At 37.2% G+C, this 15,950-nt stretch carries 10 protein-coding genes; 2 read left to right on the forward strand and 8 right to left on the reverse strand.

Translation table 11 applies throughout. The features are described from left to right. Window positions 1-6 precede the first annotated feature (6 nt). Window positions 7-639 carry a hypothetical protein gene (locus ACO06Y_RS05425; RefSeq protein WP_422082811.1) on the forward strand — a complete coding sequence of 211 codons (633 nt, stop codon included), beginning with the start codon at window positions 7-9 and terminating at the stop codon, window positions 637-639. Window positions 640-1,015: 376 nt separating this feature from the next. Further along, on the forward strand, window positions 1,016-2,488 hold the full coding sequence (locus tag ACO06Y_RS05430) for a Fic family protein (protein ID WP_422082812.1): 1,473 nt from the start codon (window positions 1,016-1,018) through the stop codon (window positions 2,486-2,488). 27 nt (window positions 2,489-2,515) lie between these two features. Here ACO06Y_RS05430 and ACO06Y_RS05435 read toward each other — a convergent pair whose 3' ends face one another. The 8 genes from ACO06Y_RS05435 to ACO06Y_RS05470 all read right to left on the reverse strand — a co-directional run bounded on the left by ACO06Y_RS05435 (window position 2,516) and on the right by ACO06Y_RS05470 (window position 15,706). After that, window positions 2,516-4,216 carry a type IV secretory system conjugative DNA transfer family protein gene (locus ACO06Y_RS05435; protein ID WP_422082813.1) on the reverse strand — a complete coding sequence of 567 codons (1,701 nt, stop codon included), beginning with the start codon at window positions 4,214-4,216 and terminating at the stop codon, window positions 2,516-2,518. A 2-nt stretch (window positions 4,217-4,218) separates the two neighbouring features. Continuing rightward, window positions 4,219-5,118 carry a DUF5712 family protein gene (locus ACO06Y_RS05440; protein ID WP_422082814.1) on the reverse strand — a complete coding sequence of 300 codons (900 nt, stop codon included), beginning with the start codon at window positions 5,116-5,118 and terminating at the stop codon, window positions 4,219-4,221. Beyond that, a complete protein-coding gene (locus tag ACO06Y_RS05445) occupies window positions 5,115-5,453 on the reverse strand; it encodes a BfmA/BtgA family mobilization protein (protein WP_422082815.1) in 339 nt (112 codons plus the stop codon). The genes ACO06Y_RS05440 and ACO06Y_RS05445 overlap by 4 nt, the downstream gene beginning before the upstream one ends. Window positions 5,454-6,075: 622 nt before the next feature. Further along, window positions 6,076-8,079 (reverse strand): DrmB family protein, encoded by a 2,004-nt coding sequence (gene drmB, locus ACO06Y_RS05450; RefSeq protein ID WP_422082816.1) that lies wholly within the window; start codon window positions 8,077-8,079, stop codon window positions 6,076-6,078. 4 nt (window positions 8,080-8,083) lie between these two features. After that, window positions 8,084-11,806 (reverse strand): helicase-related protein, encoded by a 3,723-nt coding sequence (locus tag ACO06Y_RS05455; RefSeq protein ID WP_422082817.1) that lies wholly within the window; start codon window positions 11,804-11,806, stop codon window positions 8,084-8,086. After that, window positions 11,796-13,583, reverse strand: a complete 1,788-nt coding sequence (locus tag ACO06Y_RS05460; RefSeq protein ID WP_422082818.1) for a hypothetical protein — start codon at window positions 13,581-13,583, stop codon at window positions 11,796-11,798. Before ACO06Y_RS05460 ends, ACO06Y_RS05455 begins: the two co-directional genes overlap by 11 nt. Window positions 13,584-13,591: 8 nt before the next feature. Further along, on the reverse strand, window positions 13,592-14,152 hold the full coding sequence (locus tag ACO06Y_RS05465; RefSeq protein WP_422082819.1) for a hypothetical protein: 561 nt from the start codon (window positions 14,150-14,152) through the stop codon (window positions 13,592-13,594). Between the two features lie 711 nt (window positions 14,153-14,863). Further along, a complete protein-coding gene (locus ACO06Y_RS05470) occupies window positions 14,864-15,706 on the reverse strand; it encodes an FRG domain-containing protein (protein WP_422082820.1) in 843 nt (280 codons plus the stop codon). Window positions 15,707-15,950: the final 244 nt, after the last annotated feature.

A 15,950-nucleotide genomic window follows, 5' to 3' on the forward strand; every position in this document is an offset into this window, starting at 1 on the left:
TCAGTTATGATAATGACCTATCTAGATATGACTATCAACAGAAAAGAAGATATTGAGATTGTTCAAGACCTGATTCGGCAAGTACATATTGACGCCCCAGTGTTCATAATCGAGTTTGAGGACAGGTATGAGGTCAGTTTCGCTGATGATTACGAACAATGGGAATTGGAAAGTGCAATTGAACAAGCCTTTCCAGAATACGAATTCACCGAAGATTTAGGCAAAGGTCGCAAAGAAATCAGAATTGAATTTGCGAGACAGCAGTCAAGTTTCTCAACCGATGACTGGGGGAGACCATTGGAAAATCCAATCAATGAAAAGAAATACTTAATTAAAAAGTCAAAAGAAAAGATTGTAAAATTCAGCCCTCAGGTAAAAGCACTTTTCGGAGATTCAGATTCGTATTATTTCATAAATATTGTTAGTGGAATAGATAAAAAATCCAATAAAACAGGGTATTTGGTACTGGACGATTTTAAGGAATTTGACAAGGATAAGGACGGTGGTTTTTTGAGAAATGAGCTTTATGAAACTCCAATGAAAGCTTTTTGGAGTGGAGTCAGAGAAATTAAACATATTGCCGAATCTGATTACGCAGAGTTTGTGAAAAATACTAAACGAAAGGGAAAAAGGAGGTAATGATCAGATTTTTATGAGCAATGTTCCAAGAAACAGAATTTTTTCTAAACTATTGAAATATATAATGAATTGCTTCGCCGGGAGGGTAGGAAATTGTAAGATAAACCCAAACGGACGATTTTTTTCGTCCGTTTGGGTTTATGCGCGGTTTCAACTTCCGCAGAGACACGGATAGGCTGTATGTAGAGAACGTTATTTAAAATTATAATGGAAAATATTTTACTGTTTTGTGGCTTTACTGTAAAATTTTTTGCAAAATATCCCCATTAATTCAACTTATTGGAAAATAACACGGGCAATTATAATGGAAAATATTTGTCAAAAACCTATTTATAATAGAAAATATTTTGCAGCTTTGTGTCGTTAATGCGTGATAATGGAAAAAAATGTGCACTTACAGGAAATTATTTATAGCTCCCCGGATTCCGTAACCTCACGTCGTATCTCCAAATGGGAAGACGAAGGCAGTATACGGAAGATAGCCCCTCGTATTTACACCTCAAATTTTGAGGATACTCCTGAAAATATCATACGGCGCAACCTGTTTCCTATCTTGGGAAATCTTTATCCCGGAGCCGTTCTCAGCCATAGATCTGCCTTTGAATTTGCGCCCACACCAAGTAACCAAATTTTTGTAACCTATAAATACACAAAAAAAGTCAAGCTTCCTGGAATCACCATTCGTTTTTTAGAAGGCCCACAAGCCATTGATGGGGATACATCCTTTTCAGGGGAATTAATGGTCTCCCAACGCGAGCGGGCGTTTTTGGAAAACCTACAAACCTCACGACAAAGAGGAGCCAATTCCAAAACGTTGGCTTATCCACAATTAGAGGAAAAACTGGAAAAAATAATAAGGGTTAACGGTGAGGCGGAATTGAACGAACTACGTGATAGAGCACGTAAAATATCCAAGGAATTGGGCATGGAAAAGGAGTTTGAAAAACTCAATAAAATCATAAGTGCCCTGCTTGTAACAAGGTCGGCAAATGAGCTAAAATCCCCATTGGCGACGGCACGTGCCGTAGGCAACCCTTATGATCCTGCCCGTATTCAACTGTTTGAAATCCTCTTTCGGGAATTGAAACAAAACGAGTTTAAATACCGCAAAGAAAAGAATACGACCACGGAGGCCTATCGCAATTTTGCATTTTACGAAAGTTATTTCTCCAACTACATTGAGGGAACGGTATTTGAGATTGATGAGGCAAAACAAGTAATTGCCACCCAACAACCCCTACCCGCTAGAAATGAGGATTCACATGATATATTGGGTACGTATCAATTGGTTTCCAACAAGCAGGAAATGAAAATTGTCCCATATTCTGCTGAAAACTTGTTGGAAATCCTTCAATACCGCCATGAAATCCTGCTTAGTGCAAGGGAAGATAAAAAGCCAGGAAAGTTTAAGGACAAGAACAATAAAGCCGGCGACACTTTTTTTGTCGATATGGAACTTGTACGCGGCACTTTATTGCAGAGCTTAGATTTTTATAAAGCCCTTGTCCATCCTTTTGCAAAGGCAGCTTATATGATGTTCGTTGTTAGTGAGGTTCATCCTTTTTTGGACGGTAACGGCCGTCTGGCCCGTATTATGATGAACGCAGAACTTTCCACTGCCCAACAAACCAAGATCATCATTCCCACTGTTTATCGTGAGGATTATCTAGGAGCTTTGCGTCGATTGACCCGTAATAGCGACCCCAAAGTTTATGTTCGAATGTTGGAACGTGCCCATGCATTTAGCGATACCCTCTTGGCAAGTGATATGGAAAGCATGGAGGAGCAATTACGAAAGAGCAATGCCTTTAAAGAGAGCAATGAAGGGGTTTTGAAGATTGTTGGGTGATCACGGGTTGGGAGCGATTCCATAAAATCAAAAATTGAGCAGATTGTTTCCCTTGTTTTTCGGTGGTTCCAAAATACTTTTGGCTTCCCCAATAATTTGGTGATATTTTTTCTGAATATCCGTTTCGGTGGCCATCATCGGAAAGTCAAAATTGTCTCCCCAAAACTCTTGATTGATTTGAAATTGTTCTTTCAAAATCTCTTGTTCGTTTCCTTCTGCAATAAACCCATAAAATTCACCAAGACGTAAGTTCATAATGTCAGTAATCTTTACCCTGTCCCGTTCCTGAATACTCTCGTTAGTACTCTTGTTGAGGGAATTGGTATGCTTCCCAAAAATAGAGGATTGGTAATAATTGTCCCCGTGGTTGGTGGTCTTAAAGGTTTTGTCTGCTTTGCCAAAAAGTTGGCTTATCATTTGGGCAGAATCCTTGTTGACCGTTCTTCCGAAAAACTGGTTGCCCATATTGGATAGAATGACTTGGGCCTTGTCCCTTCCGTATCGGTCCACCAATTGGCTAAAGTCCTGACAGGCCAAAACCGTAGCTACTTTATTGCTTCGTGCCGTGGCCGGTGTTTGTTCCAGTTTGTTGATATAGAGCGTTGGAAGTTCATCCACCAAGACCATTGACTTATGCTTATGGGGCTGGTTCATTTGCTTTAATGCTACCGAAAGGATTAAAGAAATTACCGGGGCGTAGGTTTGAGACAAGGTGCTTTCGTTACCAATACTGACAAATTTGGGATTGGATGGACTATTGATGTCCAAATCAAAATCATTCCCCGAAAGAATCCAAAAAATATCCGGGGTATTCAATTTGGCCAAGTTGGTCTGTAAGGTACTGACTACGCCAGAGACCTGTCTGCTTGATTCACTTTTGATGGCCTGGTATAGACTGGCCATATAGCCTGCTGCCTCATAGTTTTTCGAAACCTTTTTGACCAACTCCCCAATATTGCCATGGAGTACCAAACTGATCAGATGGGGCAGGGTACAATAGTGGGGATATTCCAATTTCAAATACCAAATCAATCCCGTCAACACACTTTTGGCCTCAATGACCCAATAATCCTCGTTTTTGATGTTGTTGGGGGATAGGTTGTACATCAGGGTCTGGGCATATTCGTGTGCATAGGCTGTCTTGGTCATTAGGTCAGGTTGTAAGGGATTGACCCGCGCACTTCTTTTGGCATCCTTAAAATCCACAAAATAGGGTTTGATACCGGATTGGAAATTATCCATTTGCGTGAACAGAAAGCTACTCAGTTCGGGGGATTTAAAATCATAGCAGATACCAGAAAAATGCTGAGTAACGGCCTGTTCCAATATGGGATAGACCAATGAAGCTGATTTTCCGCTTCCCGCCCCGCCTTGGATGTATATGCCGCGGTAGGGATTTTCCAATAGTATCGTTTTGTTGTCAATTCGAAATGGGAAATCCCCTTCCTTAATCTTGATTGGTCTTTCTACCTTCACACTTCGAATTGTTTTGAAAAGTATTTTGAGAATGTGGTAGGCCAACCACAAAATGAGATAAGCTGGCAAAGTCCAGGTCACGGGAAAAATTAGGGCAATGAAATAAGACAAAGGTGCACCGAGGATGATGGAAATTTTCAACTTTTTTCTAAGGAAAAGAGTGTAGACCACCGTACTTACAACTATCAGTAATGACCTGTAGTAGATACCCTTGGCCCCAAGAATATACTCGACAAAGAAGGTGTTTTCCATGGTCATCGTGAGATTTGATTGTTCCTGTCCCGTGTCCTTTCTTTAACCATATCTGGGAGCCATTGCTCCTGATGTCGGCGTTGACGAGGTTCTTTTTCCAATTTGATTTTGTTCTGCAAGGCCAATTTCTCTTCCATAGTACCATGCTTCAAGGTTCTGAGGGTCTCAAATTTTTCCTCCAGCCCACGTTTGTATTTGAACATGTTGTCAAATGAGTCCTCATTAAGCTGTTTCCAGTTGGAGCGGTCAAAACCACCTTTAACGGTTCTACCATTCAATACAAGTTCTTTCCCGCTTCTGGCATTGGCCAACGGGCTTAGATTGATTCGATGGTCTTTGTGCATCCGAGAGACCGTGATATGTACATGGGTCTGCAATCCTTTTTTAGGCTCACCGCTTTTGACCTGCCCCGATTTGACGGCTGCATCCATTCCTTTGAATCGCCGTTTGTGTTCAATCTTCGCAAACCAGACAATCTGGTTTTCTTTGATGTCCTTTTTGAAATTGGCGGCATAGTTTTGCATGGCCTGTCGCACAAAAAGTTTAATGACCTCATTGTAGTGTTCATATTCTTTTTGGTTGAGTTCATCCACGGTTGCAATCGGTCTTTTGGCAATAGTGGAGGTCAAGTGCTCCTGTTCTTTTTGGCTAAAATTCAAGGTTAACGTAAAATACCTGTCCTGTTTTTTGGCCAATCCCTTGCCTTTATTGTTATCGTCCACCAGTGAAATCGCATTGGCCGTTGTTATCATATTTTGGTCCTGGTTAAAGAAGAATTGCTGTCGTTCTGGTTGCCCCTCTTTTTTGAGTTCCTTGTTTTCCTTATTGAGATAATGCCCATATTTGGAGCAGCTTCCTTTGTTGTCCGATGAAGTCTGATGTACGATACTTACAGGCATCATCTTCCCATTCGTATTTGTTCAAAAATTCGATTGAGTTCATCGATAAGTTTGTTGAACAATGTCTCGGTACGTTGCCCGTTTTTGAGCAGTTGCTTTTGGATGGGATAAAGGATTTCGGATTCCTGTGTTTTGAAGAAGGAAACAATTCGCCGATCAACGACCTTGATCATTTCAAAAGCATTCTTGCCCTTAATGGCCTGCGGGTCGGTTCCTGTCTTTTGGAAATAATGAATCATTTCCTCGGTAAATTTTCCGACCCCTCTATTGTGTTCTGAAGCCAATTTCTTGAGTTCCCTATGGCTCCTTTCGCTGATAATAACGCTCTTTTTTCGCATGGTGATGGCTTTGTCCAAATATCATCGGTAAGGGGAAAGAAAGGTGTGCACTCGCGGGAAGTGTGCAGGACGGGACTTGTAAATCATTGATTATTAGGAAAGCCCTGAAATGAAGTAATTTTAGGTGAATGCAACGGATTTTATAGTATTTGCCTTTGATATTCAAACAATTACATGGTCCCGTATTAAAAAATCATAAACTGTTATAATAGACGAATCCCAAACCAGAGCAGGCATAGCCTGCGGTCGCCCGCCGCAGGCGCGAGCGGGAACCACTGCGCAGCATGGTTCCCGCTCGCTATCTTTCTTTTGAAAGATACTCTGCGGCTCATGCGGAATTTTTTGTGGTTAGGGAGAAGAATAAGGAATCAAAAAATTATAAAGTAAAGCTTATAGAATATTGATAAGCTTTATAAATATCATTGGAGAGAATTAGTCCCAAAAAAAGCCTTTGTTTATGAGATTGGGAATAAATTGCTACCAATGGTATGGCATATACTGTGTTGGAGCGCGTATTCATTCTCCCGTTTTGGGTAGGCAAAGGCATACTCTTTGGCAAGTTTTTGGCTTGTTTATCGGTTTAAGCAAATTGTAAATGCGTAGGGCTTTTCGCGTGGGAATTTCAAATTTCATTGTAATATCCAAATTTCTTGTCAACCAATACAGCCCGATCCAAGTAACTGTTAAATTCTTCACACGATGTTTCAGGTAGTAAGCTGCACGAATAGCAAGCTGCTAAGTTTAGCCCGCCGATTCCTTGTCCATCAGAGTGGTAACAAATGGGATCAGATGCACAGTCTTTGGCCCTTGTAATTGCAGAGTTTAAAATTTTCACAAATCTTTCGGGTTCTGCTTGTCGAACTAAGCCACCATAACTTCCTTCGGTTCCTGCTATCGTATAAATTAGAACACCTTGCATTTCTTTTTCGTTTGTGTACAAACGTTCTTGCATTGAAGTTGCAGGGTAGCCAGTTAAAAATTCCAATTCTTTAATCAGTATATGAGAAAAAGTATGAATCAAAATAAACTTTGAAAGATATTGAAGGTTGCCAAGCATCTTGTTTTTCTCATCATTCATTCGATAATCTGACCGTCCCATATTTTCAAGCATCGAGTCCATTCTTTTTTTGAATTCAGACTTATCTTTAACGCTTTCATACCAATCAATGATACTCTCTTTATCAAAGTCAATAAAAATACCTTCACCAAAGCTTTCTACACCCGGAAGAATTGTGGTTCCGTTCCCTTTTGTAGATGTGTATTTGGCTTTGATTCCTTTTTCGGGTCGTACATAGTCGTCCATAGACAACTCAGCATATAAATCCTTATCTATCGGTTCCTGACGGCTATATCCTGTTTGGACGGACGATAATTTTAATCTTTTTAATTTCAACAATTTGTTGATTTTAAAAGATTTCAAAGAATCTGATATTACTGATTCTACAACAAGATTTTGATCATTTTCGTGATTTTCCGAAAGTAAATAGTCATATTCTCGTAATCGGTATTCTGTTTCAGAAACAAAGTCATTTTGCTCAGGCGAGATGATTTCTTTGATTTGCCCTAAAGTGAGATCAACTTGATTGTTTTCCAAAATGTTTGTTCTTATTTGCTCAGGAGTTAAATTTATATTTCTGTGTAGTGTCTTAATTACTGATTTTAATTCACTTGATATGCTTCTGGTTGGTATAAACAAACTATTGGTTATCAATGGATAGTAAACGCTATTGCTGCTACGAATTACCGGTTTGTAAAATATTTTTTGTGACTTACCTTCCTTGCTTAAAATTTCGTTTCCTTCCTTATCCTTAACTGTACTTATTTCTCCATTGGTGAAATGCGGATATATTAGCCCTAATAGCCCTGCAAGCGAGAATTGTCTTCCTTTGGTTTTGCAATCAGGATTTTTACATTGAATTCGTACACCGGAAAAATCTGAGAACTTATCAGATTTTAGGTAATAAAGATCTTGTTTTTTGCAACAGGGATTAAAATCATTAAAGAATTTTGCTGATTCGCCTTCGTCTTTCTTTTCATTACTTGATTTATCCGCTCTATTGGTCCATAAGTGCCAGGGCAAGTCATCAATATCTCCATTTGGAGCAGTCATAATAAATCTGACTTGTTCTAAGCGAAAGAATTTACGCTTTTCTTTATTGTCTTTTGCTTTGGAATAGCATTTATAGCATACTGGAGGTTGAAAAGACTCGCGATTCCTGTTTACATCATTCGAATAGACATTACACCATCCTTTAAACCAATCATCAATGCGTTTAAATCTTCCACATTTATTACAGTACATCCACTTGGGAAAATACTCTGCATTTACAATATGATTTCTGAGAGAAGGAATAGATGCATTGTAAAATTCCGAGTAATTAGCAGGAACTTTTGCAATAAAATTCAGGTTTTGAAAATAGTACTTAAGTCGTTTCAATAATCTATCATCTTCGATAATCTGATTTTCTGTTAATTCTTCCCGTCCACGCTCAATCATAGCAAAGTACTGCCATTTGTCAAACTCCCTTACCTTTAAAGCACCATCAATTGTCTCCAAAATCGACCCAACTCCACCATAGGAACTTATAAGTTTTCTTGTCTGTAATTCCGTGTACTTTTTACCCATTGTTTCAGATTTTAGGTAGTTCCTTTTTAATAAATGAATTGGTATCAATTTCACGCATTGACTGCATCACAGCCCATTTCTCATCTTCACCAAAATCTTTTTGTGACGGTTTTACCAACAACCCTTCCTTGCCATCATCATATTTGGTAAGACTGTGTTCTTCTATCTTATATGTCCAATCTTCAGCCAGTTGCTCTAATTTATTCTCCAACAACTTGTACATAGTTTCATTGGCTCCAAATCGTTGTTGAATTTCACTTTTCAATCCATCTAACATTTCAGGTTCGAAATGTTGGGCAGCATCATCGGCAGCCATTCCCCGTATTTTATGTCGTAAATAAGTTATCATCACACTGGTTAGCATCTTCTCTAATGTGTTCTCGGTAAAAGGGGTAAGACTTATGGGTTCAACACTCTTATAAAATGCCTGATGAAAAGGAATAAAATGTTCAAAGTGTGATTTATCTCTCGCTCGATTCGCATCAAAAAGATTAACAACCAAACCTTTGTATTTTCTTCCTACACGACTTGATGCCTGAATGTATTCAGCGACATTTCTTGGTTGTCCATTGATGAGCATAATATTGAAGCGGTCTATGTCAATTCCAACGGAAATCATATTTGTTGCGAGTACCAAATCAATGACATTTTGAGCATAGGTTCGGCCACTTTGGGGAGTTACAATTGTATTATTCGAAAACCTATTTTCTTCTAATTTTTTAAGTGTTTGCTTAATTTTCGCACTTTCTATTCTGCTGGTCAGTTCTTCATCCCTATTATATAAATAACTATAATTAAATGCTTGCTCTGGGTTGTCGCTAAAAAGTCTTTGTTGAAGTGTGGAAGTGAAGTTGGAAATTTCATCCCCGACTTTATTGTGAATCTTGCCTACATCTTTTAAGCTATTATAGTAAGAAACAATTGTCCAGTATTTGTCAAAGGTGCTATAATCTTTGTCTCCATTTTGAATTAACAACTTGTAAGCTTCAAGCCTTGCTACAAAAAGATGTGCAAGCAATTGTAGTTGTGTATCAATGGAAGATTTTCCAGTAGGTAAAAAGCCGATGTATCGTCTTTTACTTTCTGATTTGGCTTCTTTTGCGAAAAAGCTGTCTGCGTAAGAAAGTCCATTGGGTGGAAATATATTTACTGTTCGACTGGCTCCGTATAGTGCTTTAACTTGCTCATCGGTATTGCGTGTAGTAGCCGTTGATGATATTATTTTGGGTTTCCGATCTTCTTTGGTACAAAGTATTTCTATTACACTTTCAAAAATTCCTGTTATCGAGCCTAATGGTCCGGTAAGCAAATGAAGTTCGTCCTGTATTATGAGGTCTGGTGGCAATTTTTCGCCATCCAACGAATTAAAGAATCGATGTCCATTAGATTTCCAAGCAAGCATAGCAAACTTATCCACCGTGCCAAATAGTAACGTTGGAGGATTTCTATAAAGCATTTCATCAACTACCTGAATAGGTAACTCGTTATGAAAATGGCACTTGTTATTTACACATCTAATTTTAAATGATGCATTTCGACCATTTCCATTAATTTGGAAACCACTCGTCCAGTTTCCATATTGATTTTTGGTAATTAGTTTTGTGCCACACCACGAGCAAGAACTAATCTGAAAGACATTTTTACTTTCTGGGTTGCCGTTGTTTCCGCTATTCAGTTTGTTGCATTCTTCCCTTATTTCTTCTTCCTTTTCTAATGCTTCTTTAACAGAGTTCGGAGTTGACGACATACCTACCCACATCCCAATAGTAATCGGTTCATCTTTTAGTTCATCGGAATAGTGACATCTTAAAAACTCCAAGGCGCAAATTAGTCGTGATGCTCGTTCAAACTGCTGTGCTGTTAACAGACGCAGCGTATATCGCATTATCACAGTAGTGCCTTCGTATCGCGTTGAGTTGGTCAGTCTTCGATAAATGATTGTAAATGCTGCAACTGCCAGATATGCTTCTGTTTTCCCACCGCCTGTTGGAAACCAAATTAGATCTACGACTTCATTTCTTGCTTCTGATTCTAAGTCTGTAATGCTATCTATATTCAGTAAGAGAAAAGCTAATTGAAAGGGACGGTATTTGGGACGATTGAAAGGCAATTGAGTGAAATCATAATCTTTGAAGAAATTGAGTTTTGCGTAATCCAAAGATTGGCTTATGTCTTCCAACTCCTTCTCCTTTCCCGAAAAATCTGCATCATTCGATATGATTATCTGAATTAACATTGCTGTATTTGCTAATTGGAAGGCTTTATAAACTGCGTTATCCTGTAATCTTCCAATGTTACTTCTCAGTCGTTCCAGATTGTAGTCCAATTTTTGAAAGATAGCTTGCTCAATATTCTTGTTTGAAGTTGAAAGTGTTCTCTGCTTAGTTATCCACTGTTCGTAAAGGCTTATAAAATCGTTAAGTCGATTCAAAACAACTTCTTGTGTTTCCGTTGTGAAATGAGACAGATTATATATGTCCAAACCATCGTTTATAGAACTGTAAACATTTTGGTTATCAAAGTCGGATTCATCAAATGAATTTTTTGTATCTTTTACATCATACTGCGGCAGGAAACTTGTGGCGATTCCAGATGCGTCCTTTTTCCATTCTACAGAACAATTGTGCCCAATACCGTAACTGAATTTGTCTTTATACAAATAGTTTAAAAGTTCTGCTTCCTCATCTAAAGGATTTAACTCTGAATAGGATTTGAAAGTCTGCAACTTGGTATCCTGTACTTCGATTTTAGCCTGAAACACACATTTCTGATTTAGAATTTCATTGGCGTTTGAATATTTATTGACCGGTTGTTCCGTAGAGGAGTTGACCAATTGAATTTTTACATATTTGTATCCCGGGTTTTCTTGATGAGTGTAAGTCTTTACGGTGTAGCTTATCCTAATATTTACATCATCTTTTTTTGTTAAGACTTTTTCATATAACTTTTCCGGTGTGGTTAGATCGGTAATTTGAATTTTCCTTTTCTCCTTTATTGATTCTCTTCGCCAGGTTCTTCCAAGTAGTTTTTCAGTTTTTGTGGTTTCAATTCTATTTCTGAACTCTTTTTGATATGCATCAAAGTCGGCATAATCACCTGATCTTGGTCTGCGTTTTTTGCCAACGATATTTTTCGTTAAGAATAGATATCCGTTCTTACAGTCTAACTTGCCTTTTAGTGAAGAAGGAAAGTGTTCATTGTTTCTAATGGTTTCATCAAATAACTGCTCGGGAAATTGGACTTTTAGATTTTCAACTCCGTACTTATCTTTTTCGTCAAGTTGAGTATATATGCCGAAGCTAAAAACCACATCAATTTGTTTAACATCATCAGCCACACAAAATGTTAGTCCAATATTAGTGGGGTAAAAAGTGCTGTGAGATACTTTTATCTCATCATCGTTTTCTGTCTTATTTCCTTTATCGTGTCCATTGTTCTGATCATTCAAATCTTCTCTTGGTTGTTCTATTTCGTCTTCTAGGTCTTCATCTTCATTATCAGTTTCACTTTCCAAAAGGCAATCGGCCAACTCATCTAATGACGCTATCCTTTGCTTTTCGGGAAATAAAATGCCGGTATAATATTGTTGCAATGGATAATTTCTGATTATCTCATTTTCAATATGAGATTTTTTAACGAACACATCAGAGCCTGGCCCCAACATTCCTTTGCGTATTCTTCCTTGAAAAAGATCTCTTGCTATTTCACCTTTTGATTTATTCATCATCTTTAAAAATTTGAATAGACTCTATTGTTATCAAAGGAGCATTTAGTTCGGCAAATTTCTCTATCTGTTGCTTTGTGAACTTTTGGAGTATACGTCCTTTGCTTCCGTTTTTAATAAAGTCGGTTATTTCATCGCTCAGGTCCCTTCCCAACGCAATCATAATGCTGTTGTAGGCACTTCTTGATGTCATAATGTTTCTAAAATCTTCATCGTCTATTTCTGTTAGCTTTTTTATCAAAACCAAATCTTTTCTGCTTTGTGGAAATTTCATTCTACTTTTGATATTGATCCAACTCCGCAATGTGGCTTCACTCATTATTGAAATTCCATTTTCCTGTAGATGAGCTAAAAAATCATACAATGAAGCAAACTTGTCTCCGTAGTTTGACAAACTCGTTTTCCATAAGTTTGAGCACTGTTCTATCTGTTGGAAGTGACCATCTTCATCGGCTTCTAAGGCAATTTCATATAAAGTATCTTTTGAAACATTATCATAGATTCTTACCTTATCACCTGATTTAAGGTTTTTAACTTTTTCATCTCTTTCAGTATTACGTACCTGGACGAGTACCGTCTTATTTTCATCTAACACCTTTGTATCTGTGCCATTATTAAAGGTCAATATGAACTCCAGATTTGTATCGTATTCAGTTGTATTGTCAGGGTTTGAAATTGAGGTCCCATCTTTTTCAAATAATCTTTTTATTAGCTCTGAAACGTCTTCAATTTGTTCAGTTTCTTGAAATGAAATCTCACATAGTTTTTCTCGGTCTTTATCTCTTATTTGTTTGTAAACATCGTTTTGGAAACGTGATTGACACAGTTGGAAATAGCTTTCTTCTTGTGGATATAATAAAAAATAGATGTTATTGGTACTATACATCGTGATTCGAAAGTGATCCATTCCATAGAAACCTAAGAATACTATTGTCTTGTTCTTATGGTCTAAGGATTTGAACTCTTTATACGATATGATATTTCTGATTCTTCGGCTATTACTTTCATCTTCCCATTGTGGTATATTGTCTTTTGGAACAACGAGATAGTCTATCCTATCAAACGAATCTAATTCAGAATACTTAGAGCAATGACTTCTTTTATATTCTATAAGAAAATCATATTTCTCGGCAAGATGTAACCATTGATTATCTATTTCTTCCCAAAGGTCTTTATCGCAAAACTCACTTTCAAAAGAATCAAACCCACCTTTTTTAAAGTGTGCAAGATGTTGGTCTAACTGGTTAGCAAGTCGACTACTTTCATTTGGAATGGTTAATGGGAGAATGTTTCGAGCGTATTTGAGTAACCCTTTTAGGTTTGCACCAAAGCTTTGTTCAATATGCTCAATTGCTCCAAAGAAGCCATCAAATTTGTTCTGAAAATCAGGATCTTCGACTTTCACAATTTCTGGGATCTTCGATTCTACAAAAGAGAAATGGTCAAGTTCAGGTAGCGTCCAATTCCATTTCAGCATATTTGGAATAGAGTTTTCAGGAATATCTTTACTTCCAATGAGGAGGCAGTTCTCGTATCGTTTGTTGTTTAAGTCTTCAGATATTTCTCGATATGATTCTCTGTATTTGCTTGAACCAAGTATGGCTATATTTCTAATATCAATTCCTTCTTCTAAAATTTTTTTGCGGGCAGTTTGGTAATCGTTTACTATGAATATCATCGGGTCAATGGGAATGTTATCAGTAGTTCTGCCCGATTTGGTAACATATTGAAATGGTATAGCCTTGTGGATTTTTTGATCCTTGATTTTAAAATTTTTCAATTCATCAACTATTTTTTGTCGGTAATTATGACCGATTTATACCTGAATTGAGAAGGAACTTCTTTATGAATCCCCTTGACTGTTTCTTTGAAAAATGATCTATAAGAACTAAAGGTGTTGTGCACCCTTGTTGATGTAGCACTTGCATACGTTTTAATGTATGATTTTAAGTTTTCAATTGGCACATTGGGATACTTGGAATTAGCTCTATCTCTTTTTATAAGTACTGCTTTATCTTTGTTGATTTTAACGATGACATATCGATCCCTACCTTTTTGCAGCGTATCACCTTCACTGAACTCTGTTATGTTGTCCAGGTAGTTGTCAACAAAGTTGTATAGTGATAGAAGAATTATTGTTGGTATGTAAAACTGGTGTTTCGCTCCTTTATGGGGAATATGAATAAGGGTGTTTGGCTTTCTGCGTGTATCCCGCACCGTTTGATATATCAGGTAGGAGTTGACAAAATCAAAGTCACTGAAGAGTAGATTTTCAGTATTGAAGTATTCTTGCAATTTCTTTTTTGCCACTTCTGTAAGAATCTCCAAGTATTTGCATAACTCATTCATTTGTCATTTAAGTTCTCTTTTTTCTGTTTCGGCAAAACCCAAATGTGCCTTGGCGGTTTGGCTATAGTTTAGTGTGTTATGGTAACCGGAGCACCCATTTTAGCCGTATAGCTAAGTATTGTGTGTGAAGGTTTTAAGTGCCAAATCGTTAAGCCGAGTTTAATATTCAATAAATGTAGGAAAACATCCCGGATCTTGGCAAGCTAGCACTTAATTATTGCAATTGTTGCAATGCGTTATTTTCTTTTTTCCATTTTAAGGTTTTCCAACCAAAACATTTCTGATTTGGAGAAAACCAAATAGGATTTGTCTTTTATATTGGCAACTGTATTGTTGAAGTTTAAACGATGTTCCTGATTAATGTCTAACTGAGGCTCATTGAAAAATAGGATAGCTCCGTTTTCGTAAGTCCATATACCTTTTCCATGTTCACTTCCAGATTCAACTACTGAGGGACTCATTTTTCCACTACCTTTCCAATAATGACTGAATAGAAATGACTCATCGCTATTTAGGCTTAGATGATATTTCTATCCCGAAGTTTCATAGTAATATTCACCAGAATATTCCTCTGCCTGTGCACATGATGCGAGACTGGATAGTGATAAAAGGGGTATGAACATTTTTCTCATAACGACTTTTTATTGTATTACAACGCACCCGTATAGGCGGCGCGACCATCTTTTGCAAGGTATGACCGCCATAGCAATGTTAACCATCGTTTTTATTTTTTATAGTAAACATTCTTCCTAATTCTCGCTCTTCCAAACCAAATTCCTTTTCAACTTCCATTATCTTCATATTTATCTTAGGCTCAGTCAGATATTTATAGGTATTGTCATATTGTTTCTCAGGGAAGATGTGATTCGGAGACACATCTAGCATATCATTTTTAAGATTAATTGGAAATTTTATGGTTGCGATAATTTCATCCTTTAAATCATAATTTTCCTTTGAATACTTGGATTTCGCTATAAATATTCCGTGTTGGAAGTGTGGTCTTAAACTCAAATCACGATGATGGTATCTTAAATCGCACCATTGAGTTTTATTACCCATACAAATTCCTTCATTGTTAACTTTAGTGTCGTAATCAGCTTTTAGAAGATAAATCCAACCAAATTCATTTTTGCTTTTTTCAATTTTATAATTTTCCTCTGCGATCCATTTCATTTGATTTCTTGCGAACCAGAGTCCAATGAAAATATTGTCTACTAAATCTAACCAAGGTGTTTTTAATCCATAATGCTGAAATGATGCTCCTCCAATTTCACCTTTAAATCTTGCTGCTGGTTTCAGTTTGTAAATTTCTTCTTTGACCTTTTTAAAAGCATTTAATCTTTTCTCTTTTCTTTCAGAATTGAGATTTTCTCCTCTAAAAATTGAGGGAACCATATTCTCATAATCGTTTACTTGACCTCTAATAAAAATGTGATTCCTTTTGTTTGGTAGATTGTATTCGAACTTCATGAACCCCAAAAATCTAACTATCAACATTAAATCATCGATATACACATATTTTCTATTGGTTTTTGGATTCGTGTCTAATTTCAAAGAAGGGTGCTTTTTCTTCAAAAATTTCTTATCCACGAACTTTTGTATCAATGATTCCACTTATTTTCTGTCAATGGTGGCTAACGCCTAGTTAGACGAAGTTACGTCCTGATTTTTAATTTGTTGTGAATTGAAGATACAGATAAAATCTAGAAGACAACTGGGGTGTTGCTAAATTGCTTTTAGTGATTCTTATGTAATGTGCGTAGCTTGAGCCGAAAACTTGGAGCGGTTTTTAGGTATT

The sequence above is a fragment of the Ulvibacterium sp. genome (genome assembly GCF_965228935.1).
Taxonomy (GTDB): Bacteria; Bacteroidota; Bacteroidia; order Flavobacteriales; family Flavobacteriaceae; genus Ulvibacterium.